The following is a 15,530-nucleotide window of genomic DNA, read 5'->3' on the forward strand; positions in this document are numbered from 1 at the left end:
CGTGCGAATACCGCCAGGGACGCTCCGCGTTCCGCTGACGACGCATGACATGAGCCATGCGCAACGGTGGCGCGGAGCGTCACATGATGCATTCCCACGCAGAGCGTGGGAACGATCATTTGGGTGCCCCATTAAACCTTCGTGTATTCAGCTCTCGGCTTTTTTCTCGGCCGTACCCAGTTCCTTGAGCCGCTGATCGATCAGCTGGCACTTATCCGGTAAATCCTTGGAGGCCGTGCCCAGATCCATCTTCTGCAGCTCGTCGTTGATCTCCTTGGCCTTGGCCGGGTTCTGTTCAGTGAGCTTGGTGACTTCCTTGGCCAACTGCTCGCGCTTGAGGGTGGCCTCCTCCGGCGTGCAAGCCCATACGGGCAGGGCGCAGGCGAGGGTGGCGGCGAGGGTGAGTTTCAGCAGGATTTTCATCTGTCGGGCCTCAGTTCCGGTTAAGGCGGGTTAACCGGTTGAGGGCTTTCGGTCGGAAAAAGTTCACCGCCATCCTCTCGATTTGGGCCTAGCCGCCATGGCAGCAACTCGTCGTTGCCTTCTCCTCATACCGATCATGATGCCGCACCCAATCCATGATTTCTTCTTCATTGCGGCCCTTGGGCATCAGGTCGAGGTAGTTGTAGGTGCCCACCAGCAGATCCAGCCCTCGGGCATAGGTGGAGTAGGTGTGGAAAATCTCGCCGGCTTCATTGCGATAAAACACGCTGAGGCCGGGAAGTTCTTCTTCCGAACCGTCGGTTTTTTCGTAGTTGTAGGTGGCTTTTCCGGCGGCGACGTCTTCGGGGCGGGCCGTCACGCCGAAGTCATAGTTGAAATCGCAGCCTTCGGACGACACCCAATCGAATTTCCAGCCCATGCGCCGCTTGAACGCCTGGAATTGGGCGAACGGTGCGTGGGAGACCGCCACCACCGAGACGTCGTGGTGTGCCAAATGCTGGTTGGCCCCGTCGATGTGGTCGGATAGGAACGAGCAACCGGGACAGCCTTCGTCCCAGCCGTCGGCGAACATGAAATGGTAAATGACCAGTTGGCTGCGGCCACCAAACAGGTCCGCGAGTTTCAGTTCACCGTCGGGTCCCTGGAAGTGATAGTCCTTGTCGATTTTTACCCAGGGCAGGGCGCGGCGTTCTGCACTGAGTTTGTCCCGCTCCTTGGTGAAGGCTTTCTCGTGGGCCAGGTGTTGTTTGCGCGCGGCGAGCCATTCTTCCCGCGACACAACGGGGTGGTTCTGCATGTTCATTTGGCGTTCTCCTGCGTGATGCGGGGGAGGTTGACTTACACAGCCTAGTCGTTTGACCTGCCGGTAAATCGACATACCGCCGGTCGGTCGCAAGAAAGGAACACGGGCTGAACGGCTGCCGTTCGCTTGTGTCACAACCTATGAAGGCCCTCTTTCTCACGGCCACCGGAGGTTGAATCAGGATGACGACTTATAACTGGGATTTGATTGAGCACTTGCTGCATGAAGTGCAGAAAGGTGCGAGCAGCTACACACCACGGCACTACGCCGAGGAGTACGCCGCGCAGAAAGCAGCGCAAGGTGAGCAGATTGAAAACCTGGATCACTTGAAAGCGGTGGCCGGTGAGTATGAAAAATTACTCCTACTGCGCGGTTATATCGAGCCTCGGCCCGAGGAGCAGGGAGGTACCGGTTCCAATTATATTTTGACGATGCGTGGTTCGAGGTTGTTGAGCCTGATCGACAGCAGCATTCCGGGCGATGAGCATCCACGACAGGTGCTGGATGATCAAGAGGATGCGCTGGACGAAGAGATGTTTGATGAAGTGGCTTCGAAGGCGCAGATTGCCTGAATCAAAGGATCGCAGCCTGTTTCCCAGCTTTCAGACACTTCAAATCACTGAAATCCTTCTTCACGCCCTCGATCTTCGTCAACAAGCGCTGACGTTGTTGCGGCGTACTTTGCGCCATCAGATCCACAAACAGCGCCCGCGCCTGGGCTTCGGTCCTGGCGAAGGCCTGGCGGTAGGCCGGTGTCCATAAGCTCTCACGGTTGACCAGGAGCGTCTCGATTCGCTGTGGGAATTGTGGGGTGTGGCGCTGCGATACGGCGGCACTGAACTGTTTTTGCCAGTGGATGCGGTTGGCGATCCATTGCGTGTACTGGTCGCCCAGGGCGTTCGACCATGCCATGACGCGCTGGTGCTGACTTGTGCTGAGAGGCCCGAGCCATTCATTCAGGCGTTTCTCCATGCGCGCGCCACGCTGCTTGATCTGCTGGTCCAGCGTGGGTTTCAGGTATTGCTCCTGGCGCTTGCGCTGGTCCTTGGCGAAGGCCTCGTTCATTTCTGCGACTTGATTGTCGTCCAGTCCTTGCAGCAATTCGATGGCGGATGGCGTGATTTCCCGGGCTGTCTCGGCAATGGCTGCTTCGGCTTCAGCCGTGCGCGCCTGCAGCGCGGCATCGGTGACCTGATTGGTAGCGATCATGGTCTGCAAGCGGTCCAGCCAGTCGAGATACCCCGGCATTTGTGTCGTGCAATGCCAGCTCAGGTGTTCCTTCAGGCGTTCGTTGAGCCAGCTTTTCTGCTCGCCGTTCATGTCCAGGTAATCGCTGAGCGTCCAGGGGACAATCACGTCGAGGTTGCGATAGGCCAGGCCCATGCGGCTGCACGCGCCGAGGGCAACGGTGAACATGAGCACAAAGGCGATGTGTTTAATCCAGCGAGACATGGGCGAATCCTTGCTAAAGCCTGGCTTCTGGAGCTGATTCTTATCAGAGCGCGCGATGAATCCGGCAGTTCACCTCATCAATAGAACGCGCGTTCGGCCTTGAGGGTGAAAAGTGCGTCGCACTGGCTATTTTGCCCGGTATAGGCTGAACAATAGCTGCCGTTGAGGCTCGAATCGCTGTAGATCAGATCAAGGTCGATGCCCATGAACGGTCGGGAAAACTTTACCGACCAATCGGTGAAGCTGCCGACATAACCGCCGTCCACCGCGACTGGCGTGTTCAACTGATGGGTGGTGTATTTCATGCTGACCCCGATGCCGAACGGCTGGTTGCCGCGCAGGTCGGCAAACAACGTGCTGTTTTGTTTGTCTGGATCGTTGCTCAAGGCTGCGCCAAAACGGCTGCCCAGCAGGGTCAGGCCACCGAACACTTCCTGGCTGTCGAGGGTGTCAACTTCGGGGTAGCTGTAATGGATGATGCCCACTTCGTAGCCGAGGACCTGGTCGAAGGGTTGCTTGTAGCCCACGTAGGAGTCGATCTCGAGGTTTTTTCCCGGGCTGATGCCCATGCTGGGTGACCATTGGCCGACGTAGAAACCGCTGTCATGGGTCAGGTCCAGGCCGCCATGGAACGAACCGACGGCCGATGGCTTTACGAGGCCCTGGGCCATGCTGCGACTGGGACTGGTCCCGAGCTTGAGGTCGAAATCCCCCAGCTCGCGTTGAAAGATTTGCCCCTGCACTCCCGAACAGGTCAGCAGGCCGCCGAGCAGCAAGGATAAACAAGAGGGTGTGCGCATGCGTCGCTCCATGAACCGCGCAGGCAGGTTTAAGTCTGCTGAAACGCTTGATCTAGACGCGTGCAAGGATACCGGCGAATGACAGGCAGCGTGGGCCGTTCGTCGATTTCTACAAGATGGGGAGAGTCAGGGAGAGGGTGTAGCCAGGTTCCAGTCCAAGCGCTTCGATGCTCAAAGCGCTTAGGGACCAGGTGCAGCGCGGGGGATTACTTCTTGCCCAGGGTGATCTGCTTGGATGGGCCGAACGACTGGCCGCTGACACCTTTGGCAATTTGCTGGATTTCACCACCGGATTTGAGGAACGCAGCGATCTGGCTGTTGATCGACTCGCTGGTTTCGACGGCTGGAGCTGGCTTTGCTTTGCTGTTGGATGCTTTTACGCGCATGGCGGCCATTAACCTGTAGAAAATTAACTTGGCCAGGCATCGTACAGGATTGAGTTCATATTTGCTTGGCAAATATCCGCTGGGGGACATTGAGTGGGGATGCCACAAATTGCAAGTTATAATTGAAATATTGCCCTAAGCCGCTGTTTTAATTAAGAACCTGGTTGGGAAAACTGCGTTTCACCCAGGGCAGGCGGGAGGATGAGCCTCGGCCCCGGTCTGACGGGCGGCGGACAAAAAATGGCAAAACCAGGAAAATCAGGGCTTTGCGGGGAATTTCTGGCGCCACCGGGCTGACTGGCGAACCTGGCCGCTAAAAAAGGGTAGAATGCCGCCACGCAATGAGGGTATTGGACATGGCTTTAGTCGGGCGTTACAACAGTTTACAAGTGGTTAAACACACTAACTTCGGTTTATATCTGGACGGTGGCGCGGATGGCGAAATCCTGTTGCCTAATCGTTATATTCCCAAAGATATTCCCAGCGAAGATGAAGACTGGCTCAACGTTTTTGTTTATCTGGACAGCGATGACAAACTCATCGCAACTACTGAAAAGCCGAAAGTTCAAGTTGGTGAATTCGCCAGTTTGAAAGTTGTTGAAGTCAACAGCATTGGCGTGTTCCTGGATTGGGGATTGCCCAAAGACCTGTTGCTGCCGTATTCGGAAGAAAAGCGTCAGATGCAGGCCGGTGAATACGCCGTGGTGCATGTCTACCTCGACAAGCATACCCGCCGCATTACCGCGACAGCGCGCCTGGACCGGTACCTGGACAAGACGCCCGCCAACTACACCCCGGGGCAGGAAGTTGACCTGCTGGTGGCTGAAGCCACCGACATGGGTTTCAAGGCCATCATCAACAACAAGCACTGGGGCCTGATTCACAAGAACGAAATCTTCAAGTTCATGCGCGCCGGCAAGGAAGAGAAGGGCTTCATCAAGGAAGTTCGCAGCGACGGCAAGATCAGCCTGAGCCTGCAACCGGTGGGCGTCGAAGCGGCCAGCAGCCTGAACTCGAAGATCCTCGCCAAGTTACGCGAGAACAACGGCAGTCTGGCGGTCAGCGACAAAAGCGATCCGACTTTGATCAGCAGCATGTTCGGCGTCAGCAAGGGCAACTTCAAGAAGGCCATCGGTGCGTTGTACAAGAACGGCCAGATCGTGATTCATGCCGACCGCATCGAATTGAGCTGAGCGCACCCTCGCACAATGACGTGCGCAGAGAAGTAAAGGTCTCTAACAGACGGCAATTTCTGTCCATCTGGTTAATAATCGACAGCATGATATTGACGCCCCGGCATCGCACCGGGGCTTTTGTTTTTGACTGTCGAGCCACTGCCATGTTCTGTGTTGTCGAGGTATTACGGTGAGCGCCACCCGGCGCAGCGCCGATGGATTTGCCCTGCAAGTAATGGTGGGGTTGTGCCTGGTCTGGGGCATTCAGCAGGTGATGATCAAGTGGGCGGCGCCCGATATCGCGCCGGTCATGCAGGCAGCCGGGCGTTCGGGCATGTCCGCGCTGCTGGTGGGGTTGCTGATCTGCTGGAAGGGCGGCTGGGATCAGGTGGGCGCCACCTGGCGCGGCGGCCTGTTGGCCGGGGCCTTGTTTGGCCTGGAGTTCCTGTTCATTTCCGAAGGCCTGCAACTGACCACGGCGGCGCACATGTCGGTGTTCCTCTACACCGCGCCGATTTTCACGGCGTTGGGTGTGCACTGGTTGTTGCCGAGTGAGCGTTTGCGGGCTGTGCAGTGGCTGGGTATTTTCCTGGCCTTCGTCGGCATCGGCATTGCGTTTGCCGGGGGATTGTCCTGGGATAACCTCGATCGCCGCATGTTGCTGGGCGATGCACTGGGCGTTCTGGCCGGGGCTTGTTGGGGCGCGACTACCGTGGTGGTACGCGCTTCGCGTCTGTCGGAGGCGCCGGTGACCCTGACATTGTTTTACCAGTTGATCGTCGGTTTCGTCGGCCTGCTGTTGATTGCGTTGCTCAGCGGCCAGATCAGCCACGTCAGCTTCACCGGCGTGGCGGTGGCCAGTGTGTTGTTCCAAGGCATTGTGGTGTCGTTTTTCAGCTATCTGGTCTGGTTCTGGCTGCTGCGGCGTTATCTGGCAGCCAACCTGGCGGTGTTTTCATTCATGACGCCTTTGTTCGGCGTCACGTTCGGGGTTGTCCTGCTGGGGGAGGCGCTGAGCCTCAATTTCGTCATCGGTGCCGTGCTGGTGTTGCTGGGGATTACCTTTGTCAGCGCTGAACAGTGGGTGCGGCGCCGTCTGCGCAGAGCGCTTGGGCAGCCTTGATTGGGCTGCAAGGCAAGCCGCTCGCCGTCGACAAAGCCTCTGGGTGAACTCATGTCGTCGGATTGTGATCCATTCAGTAACAGATCGTTGCTATGTTCGGCGAGCATTGCTCAGCACTTCGGACTATTATCAGTGCGAAGCGACTACAGAATTCCGGTCGCCCGGCACTACCCTGAAGGGGGCATCATGAAAGAGAAAATTCAAAACTGGCTGCATGACCTGGGTGTTGCACTCGGTTTGATCGAACCGCCTCTGCAACCTGTGCCTATTCGCACCGACGACGAACAGCGCCGACGCCAACAACGTCGCCGGTAAACGCGACGCCGTTTTGCAGCAGCAGCCAAGAGCTGCTGTTTGATGAGTAATGAGGGCTTCCTGGGAGATCGGCCAGGTCAATGCCGTCCGATCTCCATCAAGAACCGGCTCAAGTCATTCGCCGTCCTGGCAGTCTTGAGCATCTGGTCTTCCTCGGCGGTGAACGCCGTCAAGCCGAGTTCGTCTTCCAGATGGAAGATCAGGTCTTCGATATCCGCCTTTTCCAATCCCAAATCCGCCAGGCTGGCGTTGTCGTCGAAGTCATCCCGGCCTTCAAGCATCCGGCTGATGAACAGACGTACGGCGGCACGCACGGCAGCTCTTTTCATGGCAGGTCTTCGACGACGTTGTTGTGATCATCCCTGCGCTTTGTTCCTGGGATTGAGTACAGCAGGCTTCAGCCGTGCGAGCGTTGCCACTGGTCAATCATGTGGCGCAGATGCGCCCCGGAAAAACTGCCGAAATGCCCGCCATGCACCGTACGGATCGGCAGGGCGCGCAAGCGCTGCAGGCTGCGTGCGTAATCATCGAGGTTGGAGTGGTAGGCGTCTTCGATCAACGGCCCGTCGTAGATGATGTCGCCGCTGAACAGGGTCTCGGTGGCCGCTTCGTACAGGCTGATGCCGCCCGGCGAGTGCCCCGGCGTGTGCAGTACTTGCAGCACCCGGTTACCCAGGTCAAGTACATCGCCTTCGTCGATTGTCCCGGTGGCCGGTGCGGCTTTGACCCGGTATTCGGCGTAGCACAACGGGCAATCGGGGTGCGCTTCGAACATGTCGTCGCCGACGAAGGCCTTGCTCAAGTCGTTTTCGCCATCCGGTGCGGCCAGGATGTCCGCTTCCGCCGGGTGCACCAGGCGCTGCGCGAATTCGTGGTGCCCGGCGATGTGGTCGAAATGGCAGTGACTGGCCACCGCCACCAGGGGCCGCTCGGTGATCCACGGCAGTTGTTCGCGCAGGCTGACCAACCCCGAGCCGCTGTCGAGCAACAGGTCTTTGTCGCGGCCTTGAATGTGCCAGAGGTTGCAGCGATAGAAGGGGCGAATCCAGGGCTCATGGATCAGGCGGATGCCATCACTGAGCGGTTTGACTTCGAACCACTGGTCGCGGCTGACGATCTTCATGGGCAGTTTCCTTCAGGCGAAAAAAAACGAGTGTGGCAACCGACGCCACACTCGTCGAAGAAAGCATCAAGTCGTTATGTTTCAGCTTAGGCGGCGCTTGCCTGCATCGCCGGGCGACGGGACAGCAGGCTGACCACCACGAAGCTCACCAGGCCTACGCCGAGGCTGTAGTAGATCGGCGTGTTGGCGTCCAGGCCGTCCTTGAACATGAACAGCAGCGCAGTGGCGAAGCCCAGGCCCATGCTGGCGATGGCGCCGGCGGTGGTGGCGCGCTTCCAGAAGATCGCACCGATCAGCGGAACCAGCATGCCGCCTACCAACAGGTTGTAGGCCAGGGTCAGGGCGCTGATCACGTCGTTCACCACCAGGGCGATACCCAGCACGACGATACCGGTCAGCATGGTCACCAGGCGGTTCAGGCCCAGGCTCGACTGTTTACCGCCACGCAGTTTTGGCAGCAGGTCTTCGGTCAGGGTGGTGGCAGCGGCGAGCAGGCCGGCGCTGGCGGTGGACATCATGGCGGCCAGTGCGGCAGCGATCACCAGGCCACGGATACCGTCGGGCAGGGACAGTTTGACGATGGCGGCGAACGCGTTGTTGACGTTGTCCAGATCCGGGATCAGTACGTGGGCAGCCATGCCGATCAGGGCGCAGGCCAGACCGTAGAGGATGCAGTAGACACCGGCGAACGTACCGGCAACCTGGGCCACTTTGGCGGTCTTGACGGTGAACACCCGTTGCCAGATGTCCTGACCGATCAGGATGCCGAAGAAGTAGATCATGAAGTAGGTGATGATGGTGTCCCAGCCGATGGTGGTGAAGCTGAAGCTTGCCGCCGGCAGTTTCAACACCAGTTCATCCCAACCGCCGACGCGGTACAGGCAGATTGGCAACAGGATGAACATCAGGCCTACGGTCTTGATGATGAACTGGACGATGTCGGTCAGGGTCAGCGACCACATGCCGCCAATGGCCGAGTAAACCACCACGACGCCACCGCCGAGCAGTACCGAGACCCAGAATGGCAAGCCGAACAGTACTTGCAGCACGGTGCCGATGGCCAGGATCGAGGTCACGCCGATCATCAGTGCGTACGCCAGCATGATCGCCGCGCTCGCGGAGCGGGCCATCGGGTTGTAGCGTTTTTCCAGCACCTGGGTAACGGTGTAGATCTTCAGTTTCAACAGCGGTTTGGCGAGGAACAGGTTCAGCGCGACGATGCCGCAACCCAGTGCGGCGCACAGCCAGAAACCGGAGATGCCATGTACGTAGCCAAGGCGCACGGTGCCCACGGTGGACGCGCCGCCGAGGACGGTGGCGGCCATGGTGCCCATGTACAGACTCGGGCCGAGGTTACGACCGGCGACCAAAAAGTCTTCGTTGGTCTTGGCCTTGCGCATGCCGTAATAGCCGAGTATCAGCATCGCGGCGGCGTAGATGAGTACGACGAATAAATCCAAAGCCATTGTGGCGTGTCTCCGATTGTCTTTTTTATGTGAGGCTGAAAATCAAATCCTGTGGACTGATTCCTGTGGGAGCGTGGCTTGCCCGCGATGGGGGGCCGCGGTCTGTCAGGCAGACCGAGTCATCGTTCATCGCGGGCAAGCCCGCTCCCACAAGTGATGCGTTAGTCACAGGTAATGCGTTTATCAGGCGACTTGTCGCATCGCCGGTTTTGCGAGCGAATCCGTGCTCTTGCTGCGTGAATCATTTGGTCCGAACACCGCGCGGGGTTCCGGGAACAGGCTCAGCAGCACCAGGTACACCACCGAGGCCAGGCCCAGGGTGACCGGCAGGCTGATGTCGATGCCGCCGGCCATTTCGCCCAGTGGTCCGACGAACTGCCCCGGCAGGTTCACGAAACACAGGCCGACGGCCGCGCTCGGGATCCAGGCACCCAGGCCACGCCAGTTCCAACCGTGGGTGAACCAGTAGCGGCCCCCTTTTTCGCCGCGTGTGAACACTTGCAGGTCATCCGGGCAGTAGAAGCCGCGACGCACCAGCAGACCGATGATCATGATCACCATCCACGGGGTGGTGCAGGTGATGATCAGCACGGCGAAGGTCGACACGCTCTGCACCAGGTTTGCCGCGAAGCGACCGATGAAGATGAAGGCAATCGACATCACACCGATCAGCAGCGTGGCCTTGACCCGCGACAGCACCCGGGGGAACACGCTGGACATGTCCAGGCCAGTGCCGTACAGCGAGGTGGTGCCGGTGGACATGCCGCCGATCACCGCAATCAGGCACACCGGCAGGAAGAACCAGCTCGGCGATACCGCCAGCAGGCCGCCGACATAGTTGTTGGCCGCGATGTAGTCCGGTGCCTTGACCGCTACGATAGTGGCGGTGACGAGGCCGAACAGGAACGGAATCAGCGTGGCCAACTGCGCAGCGATCACCGAAACCATGATCCGGCCTTTCGGCGTTTCACGCGGGATGTAGCGCGACCAGTCGCCGAGGAACGCACCGAAGGAAATAGGGTTGCTCATGGCTACCAATGCAGCGCCGATGAACGCGGCCCAGAAACCGGCCTGACCCATGGCCACAGTGCCGGCGTACTGGCTGTCGAACGCCGGGGCAAAAGCGAAAATGCCCAGCAGGAACAACAGGCTGGCCGCCCACACCGCGATGCGGTTGACCCACAGCATGAAGCGGAAACCGTAGATGCACACCGTCAACACCAGCAGCGCGAACAAACCGTAGGCCAGGCCCAGGGTCAGGTCGGTTTCCGGCAGGTCGATCAGGCGCTTGGCGCCGCCTACCAGTGCGTCGCCCGAACTCCAGACGGAGAGCGAGAAGAACGCGATGGCGGTCAACAGCGACAGGAAGGAACCGACGATGCGCCCGTGCACACCGAAGTGCGCGCCGGAAGACACGGCGTTATTGGTGCCGTTGATCGGACCGAACAGGCCCATCGGCGCGAGGATCAATGCACCGAGCACCACACCCAGCACAATCGCCCAGACGCCGGCCTGGAAAGACAGGCCGAACAGTACCGGGAAACTGCCGAGTACGGCGGTTGCAAAGGTGTTGGCGCCACCGAAGATCAAGCGAAACAGATCGCTGGGTCGGGCGGTGCGCTCATTGTCCGGGATCTGTTCGACCCCGTTTGTTTCGATGCTAAGGCTGGTTTCGTTGTTTTTGTTATTCATGATCTGCTCCGATCATAAAGGCGCACTCATCGTGTGTGAGCGTCACCTGTGTTGGCTAAGGGGTTGGCAGCCCTTCCGGCATCGCGGACAAATGTTCGTGGCAGGCCAGCCATGGGCCTTGTTGTTCTAGGCCAGACGCTTGTTTCCTGAAAACAATCGTCTCGCGCTCCTGGCTGAAGTGTTGCTCCCCTTGCATGCGCAGCTCGGTGGCCACGTCATGGATGAAAATCGCCACGTCACCCTGCAGGCTGACGAAAGCGTTGCTCGAAGTGCACGAGAGCACTTCGAAGCCGTCCTCGGCGCGCCAGCTGTCCCACAACGCCTGGTAGGCATCGCGCGACAGCAGGGGCTGTTCGAGGGTGTAGAAGACGAAGCTGGCATCGGCGCTGAACGCGTCGAAGTAGGCTTCGCGATCGTTGCGGGCGAAGGCGGACACCAGGTGGGCAGCCGCTTTCAAGACCTGATCGCGTTCATTCATGACCGATCCTCAGCGATGGACCACGCCAGGCAGTACGCAGAGCATTTCGTACAACAGGTTGGCGGCCAGCAGCGAGGTGTTGCCGGTGGTGTCGTAAGCGGGCGAGACTTCTACCAGATCGCAACCGACCAGGTCCAGGCCTTGGCAGCCACGCACGATCTCGATTGCCTGAATGGTCGTCAGGCCACCGATTTCCGGGGTGCCTGTGCCAGGCGCCCAGGCCGGATCGATACCGTCGATGTCGAAGCTCAGGTATACCGGACCGCCGCCGACTTTCTCGCGCACTTCGGCCATCAGGGGTGCCAGGGACTTGTGCCAGCACTCTTCGGCCTGAACCACACGGAAGCCCTGGTTGCGGCTCCAGTTGAAGTCGTCAGCAGTGTAGCCCTGGGCGCGCAGACCAATCTGGACCACGCGATCCGGGTCGATAAGCCCTTCTTCGACGGCACGACGGAAGGTGGTGCCGTGGGCGATTTTCTCGCCAAACATGTGATCGTTCACATCGGCGTGGGCGTCGATGTGCACCAGGCCGACCTTGCCGTGCTTTTTATGGATGGCACGCAGGATCGGCAGGGTGATGGTGTGGTCGCCACCCAGGGTCAGGGGGATCACATCGTGTTCGAGGATGTTGTCGTAGGATTCTTCGATGATCCGTACGGCATCCAGCAGGTTGAAGGTGTTGATCGCCACGTCGCCGATATCGGCAACCGACAGCGAGTCGAACGGCGCAGCGCCGGTGGCCATGTTGTACGGGCGAATCATGACCGATTCAGCGCGGATTTCACGAGGCCCAAAACGGGTGCCTGGGCGCAGGGAAGTACCGATGTCCAGCGGCACGCCGACAAAAGCGGCGTCCAGACCTGCAGCGGTCGGTACATGGGGGAGTCGCATCATGGTGGCGATGCCGCCGAAGCGCGGCATTTCATTGCCGCCCAGTGGTTGGTGAAGAATCTTGTCCACGGGTAGGGCCTCATCGTCGTTGTTTTATTTATTGGGTTACACCGTTCACAGAGGGACGGGTACCACGAGTAGGTGCCGATTCTGCGAAATGTAGTGGCCGGGAAGAATCGCTACGGGCAAATACTTAGTTCAGATTTTTCTAAACTAATGGAAGTGGCGGCGTTAGACTTCTCCCCGATCGTTCCCACGCTCTGCGTGGGAATGCATTCCGTGACGCTCCGCGTCACAGCCGTGACGCGGACGCAGAGCGTCCGAGGCGGCATTCCCACGCAGAGCGTGGGAACGATCTTTGGAGAGAGCCCCCATGGCCAACGCTTTACCCGACCTGAAACTTTTGCGCATTTTCGTCAGCGTGGTGCGGCTTCAGGGCTTCGCCAACGCCCAGCAAGAGCTCAACCTCTCGACGTCGGCCATCAGCACCTACATGAGCCAGCTCGAATCCGCCCTGGGGCTGGTGTTGTGCCATCGCGGCCGTGGCGGGTTCAGCCTGACCAGCAAGGGTGAACTGTTTCATCAGGAAACCCTGCGCTTGTTGGGCGAGCTCGAAGGTTTCGAGCAATATGCCGCCGCGCTCAAGGGCGAATTGCGCGGCACGCTGAACCTGGGGGTGATCGACTCCACGGTCAGCGACAAGGCCTTGCCGTTCGCCGAAGCCATCGGCGCCTACAGCCAGGAGCACCCGGCGGTGCACTTGCACCTGTCGGTAATGAGCCCCTACGAACTGCAACTGGGCGTGCAGGACAACCGCCTCGACCTGGCCATTGGCGCGTTTTCCACGCGCATGAGCGGTCTGGTGTACATGCCGCTGTACCGCGAACAGCACTGGTTGTATTGCAGCACGCGGCATCCGCTGTTCAACGAACGGCGCATCCCCGAGCAGGTCATCACCCAGCAGCGCATGGTCGGTCGCGGCTACTGGAGCCAGGCGGAGTTGGCCCGTCACGGCTTCAAGCACAGCGCCGCGACCGTGGAAAGCATGGAGGCGCAGCTGATTCTTGTGCTGTCCGGTGCCTACATCGGTTACTTGCCGGAACACTACGCCCAGGCCTGGGCGGACAAGGGCGACCTGCGAGTGCTGCTCCCGGCCACCTTTGGTTATCAGGCACCGTTCTCGATGATCGTGCGCCGTGGTCGTAGCCGTGAGCCGCTGATCCAGACCTTTCGCGATCTGCTCAAAGCACAACTCAACCAGGCGTGAAGAAGATGCCGAGAATTCAATGTCCCCGCTGCCTGCGTCCGCAGAGCCACTGCCTCTGCCCGCTGATCCCCAACCTCGACAGCCGCACCCGGGTGTTGCTGTTGCAGCATCCCGGCGAAGTGAACCATGCACTGAACACCGCGCGGTTGGCGGCGCTTGGGTTGAGCAATGCCGAGTTGATCGTTGGTGAGGTGTTCGAGGATCTGCCGAGGTTGTTGAATCAGCCGGGCTATCAGGCGCGGTTGCTGTTCCCCGGGGAGGCCGCGCAGTCGATGCGGGCTTATGCGGTCACCGATGAGCCGCTGTTGCTGGTCGTCCCCGACGGCACCTGGCGCAAGGCGCGCAAGATGTTGCACCTGAATCCGCTGCTGGCGGCGTTACCCAGGGTGACCCTGGCCGAGGGCGGTGTGTCCCGTTATCGCTTGCGCAAGGCACCGGGGCCGGGGGCCTTGTCGACGGTGGAGGCGATTGTGCAGGCGCTGGAAACCCTCGAAGCGCCGACCACCTTTGCGCCGTTGCTCAGACCGTTCGAGGCGTTGATCGAGGGGCAGATTGCGGCGATGGGGGAAGAAATTTTTCAGCGTAATCATGGCGACAGATGATTGTTGTTTGTACCGGCCTCTTCGCGGGCAAGCCCGCTCCCACAGTGTTTCGTGATGTTCACATGATTTGTGTCCGACGCAGATCCCTGTGGGAGCCGGGCTTGCCCGCGAAGAGGCCAGTTCAATCAGCGCATCTCTCGCAGAATGTCTAGCGCTCGCGCATCGCCTCGGTCCGGGCCTTGAGCACCGGTTTGAGCAGATAATCCAGCACTGTCTTCTCCCCGGTAATGATATCCACCGTCGCCACCATCCCCGGAATGATCAGCAGTGGTTTCGCGTCCCCGCCGAGGTGGTTTTTATCGGTGCGCACCTGGATCAGGTAAAAGCTGTTGCCCTTGTCGTCGGTGATGGTGTCGGCACCGATCAATTCCAGCTTGGCGCTCAAGCCGCCGTAGATCGTGTAATCGTAGGCACTGAACTTGACCATGGCTTTCTGGCCGGGATGCAGGAACGCCACGTCCTGTGGTCGCACCTTGGCCTCGATCAGCAGGTTGTCTTCCAGCGGCACGATTTCCACCATGTCGCTGCCCGGCTGGACCACGCCGCCGATGGTGTTGACCTTCAACAGCTTGATGATGCCCTTGACCGGCGAGGCCACGGTGGTGCGGGTCACGCGGTCGTCGATGGCAATGCTCGAGGCAGTGATTTTTGACAGGTCGGTGCGTTTCTCATTCAGCTCTTTCGCCGCGTCCGAGCGGAACGACTGTTCGGACTCGTCGATCTTGCTCCTGATTTCGGCAATTGCCGATTCCGCCCGGGGAATGGCCAGAGTGGTGGCGTTCAGCGAACCGCGGATTTCCACCGCGCTGCGCTTGAGCCGCAGGATCTCCACCGGCGACACGGCACCGGTCTTGACCAGTGGCTCGGACATCGCCATCTCCTGGTTGACCAGCGCCAGGCTGGAGCCGTATTGCCCGGCTTTCGAGCGAAACTCCGCCAGTTCCTGGGTTTTTTGCCGCAGTTGTTCGGTCAGCGTGCGTTGTTCACTGGCCAGTCGCCGTTGCCGCTGTTCGTACAGCGAGCGTTCGTCTTCGGCGACCTGTGGCGCCTTGGCGATCACCTCTTCTGACAGCTTGAACGGCCGCCCTTCGGCTTCGGCCGACAGGCGTTCGACCTGCGCGGTCAGCGCGTAGCGATCGACTTCGCTTTCGCCCTTGTTCGACAGGTAGCGCGTGTCATCCAGGCGCAACAAGGTGTCGCCCTTGTTCACCATTTGCCCTTCACGCACGAAGATCTCGGTGACGATGCCGCCCTCAAGGTTCTGGATCACCTGAACCTTGCTCGACGGAATCGCCTTGCCTTCGCCCATGGTGACTTCCTGCAGCACCGCGAACTTGGCCCAGACCAAGGCGCTGATCAGCAACGCGGCGGCCAGCCACACGGTGATCCGCGACCAGCGAGGGGAGTCTTGCAGAGCGGCGCCGGCCGTTTCCGGCATGAACTCGGCTTCGGCACTTTTGCCGAAGCTGTCGAAGTAGCCACGTGCTTTCGAAGCATCCGATGAAGCAGGCATA

General features: G+C 59.7%; 18 protein-coding genes. 6 read left to right on the forward strand and 12 right to left on the reverse strand.

Translation table 11 applies throughout. From position 1 onward, the window contains the following. Nucleotides 1-147: 147 nt before the first annotated feature. Nucleotides 148-423, reverse strand: coding sequence for a hypothetical protein (locus tag ACIO0C_RS05710; protein ID WP_008060108.1), 276 nt, complete (start codon nt 421-423; stop codon nt 148-150). A gap of 88 nt (nt 424-511) precedes the next feature. After that, on the reverse strand, nt 512-1,246 hold the full coding sequence (locus tag ACIO0C_RS05715) for a DUF899 domain-containing protein (protein WP_401308942.1): 735 nt from the start codon (nt 1,244-1,246) through the stop codon (nt 512-514). Between the two features lie 182 nt (nt 1,247-1,428). Here ACIO0C_RS05715 and ACIO0C_RS05720 point away from each other — a divergent pair, with 182 nt between their 5' ends. Further along, entirely contained in the window at nt 1,429-1,818 is a 390-nt protein-coding gene (locus ACIO0C_RS05720; RefSeq protein ID WP_401308944.1) for a transcriptional regulator, read from the forward strand. A 1-nt stretch (nt 1,819) separates the two neighbouring features. Here the strand turns inward: ACIO0C_RS05720 and ACIO0C_RS05725 are convergent, their stop codons facing one another. The 3 genes from ACIO0C_RS05725 to ACIO0C_RS05735 all read right to left on the reverse strand — a co-directional run bounded on the left by ACIO0C_RS05725 (nt 1,820) and on the right by ACIO0C_RS05735 (nt 3,893). Continuing rightward, nucleotides 1,820-2,698, reverse strand: coding sequence for a DUF6279 family lipoprotein (locus tag ACIO0C_RS05725; RefSeq protein ID WP_401308947.1), 879 nt, complete (start codon nt 2,696-2,698; stop codon nt 1,820-1,822). Between the two features lie 77 nt (nt 2,699-2,775). Beyond that, nucleotides 2,776-3,498 carry a TorF family putative porin gene (locus ACIO0C_RS05730; RefSeq protein ID WP_401308950.1) on the reverse strand — a complete coding sequence of 241 codons (723 nt, stop codon included), beginning with the start codon at nt 3,496-3,498 and terminating at the stop codon, nt 2,776-2,778. Nucleotides 3,499-3,704: 206 nt separating this feature from the next. Continuing rightward, nucleotides 3,705-3,893: a hypothetical protein gene (locus ACIO0C_RS05735; RefSeq protein ID WP_177325074.1), complete on the reverse strand. Its 189-nt coding sequence runs from the start codon at nt 3,891-3,893 to the stop codon at nt 3,705-3,707. Between the two features lie 347 nt (nt 3,894-4,240). Here ACIO0C_RS05735 and ACIO0C_RS05740 point away from each other — a divergent pair, with 347 nt between their 5' ends. The 3 genes from ACIO0C_RS05740 to ACIO0C_RS05750 all read left to right on the forward strand — a co-directional run bounded on the left by ACIO0C_RS05740 (nt 4,241) and on the right by ACIO0C_RS05750 (nt 6,497). Continuing rightward, a complete protein-coding gene (locus ACIO0C_RS05740; protein WP_008060121.1) occupies nt 4,241-5,077 on the forward strand; it encodes a S1 RNA-binding domain-containing protein in 837 nt (278 codons plus the stop codon). Nucleotides 5,078-5,249: 172 nt separating this feature from the next. Then, nucleotides 5,250-6,182: a DMT family transporter gene (locus ACIO0C_RS05745; RefSeq protein ID WP_401308955.1), complete on the forward strand. Its 933-nt coding sequence runs from the start codon at nt 5,250-5,252 to the stop codon at nt 6,180-6,182. Between the two features lie 186 nt (nt 6,183-6,368). Further along, entirely contained in the window at nt 6,369-6,497 is a 129-nt protein-coding gene (locus ACIO0C_RS05750) for a PA1414 family protein (RefSeq protein ID WP_007914492.1), read from the forward strand. A gap of 77 nt (nt 6,498-6,574) precedes the next feature. Here ACIO0C_RS05750 and ACIO0C_RS05755 read toward each other — a convergent pair whose 3' ends face one another. The 6 genes from ACIO0C_RS05755 to speB form a co-directional block, all read right to left on the reverse strand. Continuing rightward, a complete protein-coding gene (locus tag ACIO0C_RS05755) occupies nt 6,575-6,826 on the reverse strand; it encodes an acyl carrier protein (RefSeq protein ID WP_401308958.1) in 252 nt (83 codons plus the stop codon). Between the two features lie 68 nt (nt 6,827-6,894). Next, entirely contained in the window at nt 6,895-7,620 is a 726-nt protein-coding gene (locus ACIO0C_RS05760) for an MBL fold metallo-hydrolase (protein WP_401308961.1), read from the reverse strand. 86 nt (nt 7,621-7,706) lie between these two features. Continuing rightward, nucleotides 7,707-9,086, reverse strand: a complete 1,380-nt coding sequence (locus ACIO0C_RS05765) for a sodium:solute symporter (protein ID WP_401308964.1) — start codon at nt 9,084-9,086, stop codon at nt 7,707-7,709. Nucleotides 9,087-9,269: 183 nt separating this feature from the next. Further along, nucleotides 9,270-10,778 (reverse strand): purine-cytosine permease family protein, encoded by a 1,509-nt coding sequence (locus ACIO0C_RS05770; RefSeq protein WP_401308966.1) that lies wholly within the window; start codon nt 10,776-10,778, stop codon nt 9,270-9,272. A gap of 55 nt (nt 10,779-10,833) precedes the next feature. Then, nucleotides 10,834-11,256 carry a YybH family protein gene (locus ACIO0C_RS05775; RefSeq protein ID WP_401308969.1) on the reverse strand — a complete coding sequence of 141 codons (423 nt, stop codon included), beginning with the start codon at nt 11,254-11,256 and terminating at the stop codon, nt 10,834-10,836. Between the two features lie 9 nt (nt 11,257-11,265). Next, a complete protein-coding gene (speB, locus tag ACIO0C_RS05780) occupies nt 11,266-12,216 on the reverse strand; it encodes an agmatinase (RefSeq protein WP_008060136.1) in 951 nt (316 codons plus the stop codon). A 304-nt stretch (nt 12,217-12,520) separates the two neighbouring features. Between speB and ACIO0C_RS05785 the strand changes: the two genes are divergently transcribed. Both ACIO0C_RS05785 and ACIO0C_RS05790 read left to right on the forward strand, forming a co-directional pair. After that, nucleotides 12,521-13,414 (forward strand): LysR family transcriptional regulator, encoded by an 894-nt coding sequence (locus ACIO0C_RS05785; protein WP_401308973.1) that lies wholly within the window; start codon nt 12,521-12,523, stop codon nt 13,412-13,414. Nucleotides 13,415-13,419: 5 nt separating this feature from the next. Beyond that, entirely contained in the window at nt 13,420-14,016 is a 597-nt protein-coding gene (locus ACIO0C_RS05790) for a tRNA-uridine aminocarboxypropyltransferase (protein WP_401308976.1), read from the forward strand. 148 nt (nt 14,017-14,164) lie between these two features. Here the strand turns inward: ACIO0C_RS05790 and ACIO0C_RS05795 are convergent, their stop codons facing one another. After that, complete coding sequence (locus ACIO0C_RS05795; protein WP_401308979.1) at nt 14,165-15,529, reverse strand: HlyD family type I secretion periplasmic adaptor subunit; 1,365 nt, start codon at nt 15,527-15,529, stop codon at nt 14,165-14,167. Between the last annotated feature and the right edge of the window lies 1 nt (nt 15,530).

It is taken from the genome of Pseudomonas sp. NPDC087336, from assembly GCF_044744285.1.
Taxonomy (GTDB): domain Bacteria; phylum Pseudomonadota; class Gammaproteobacteria; order Pseudomonadales; family Pseudomonadaceae; genus Aquipseudomonas.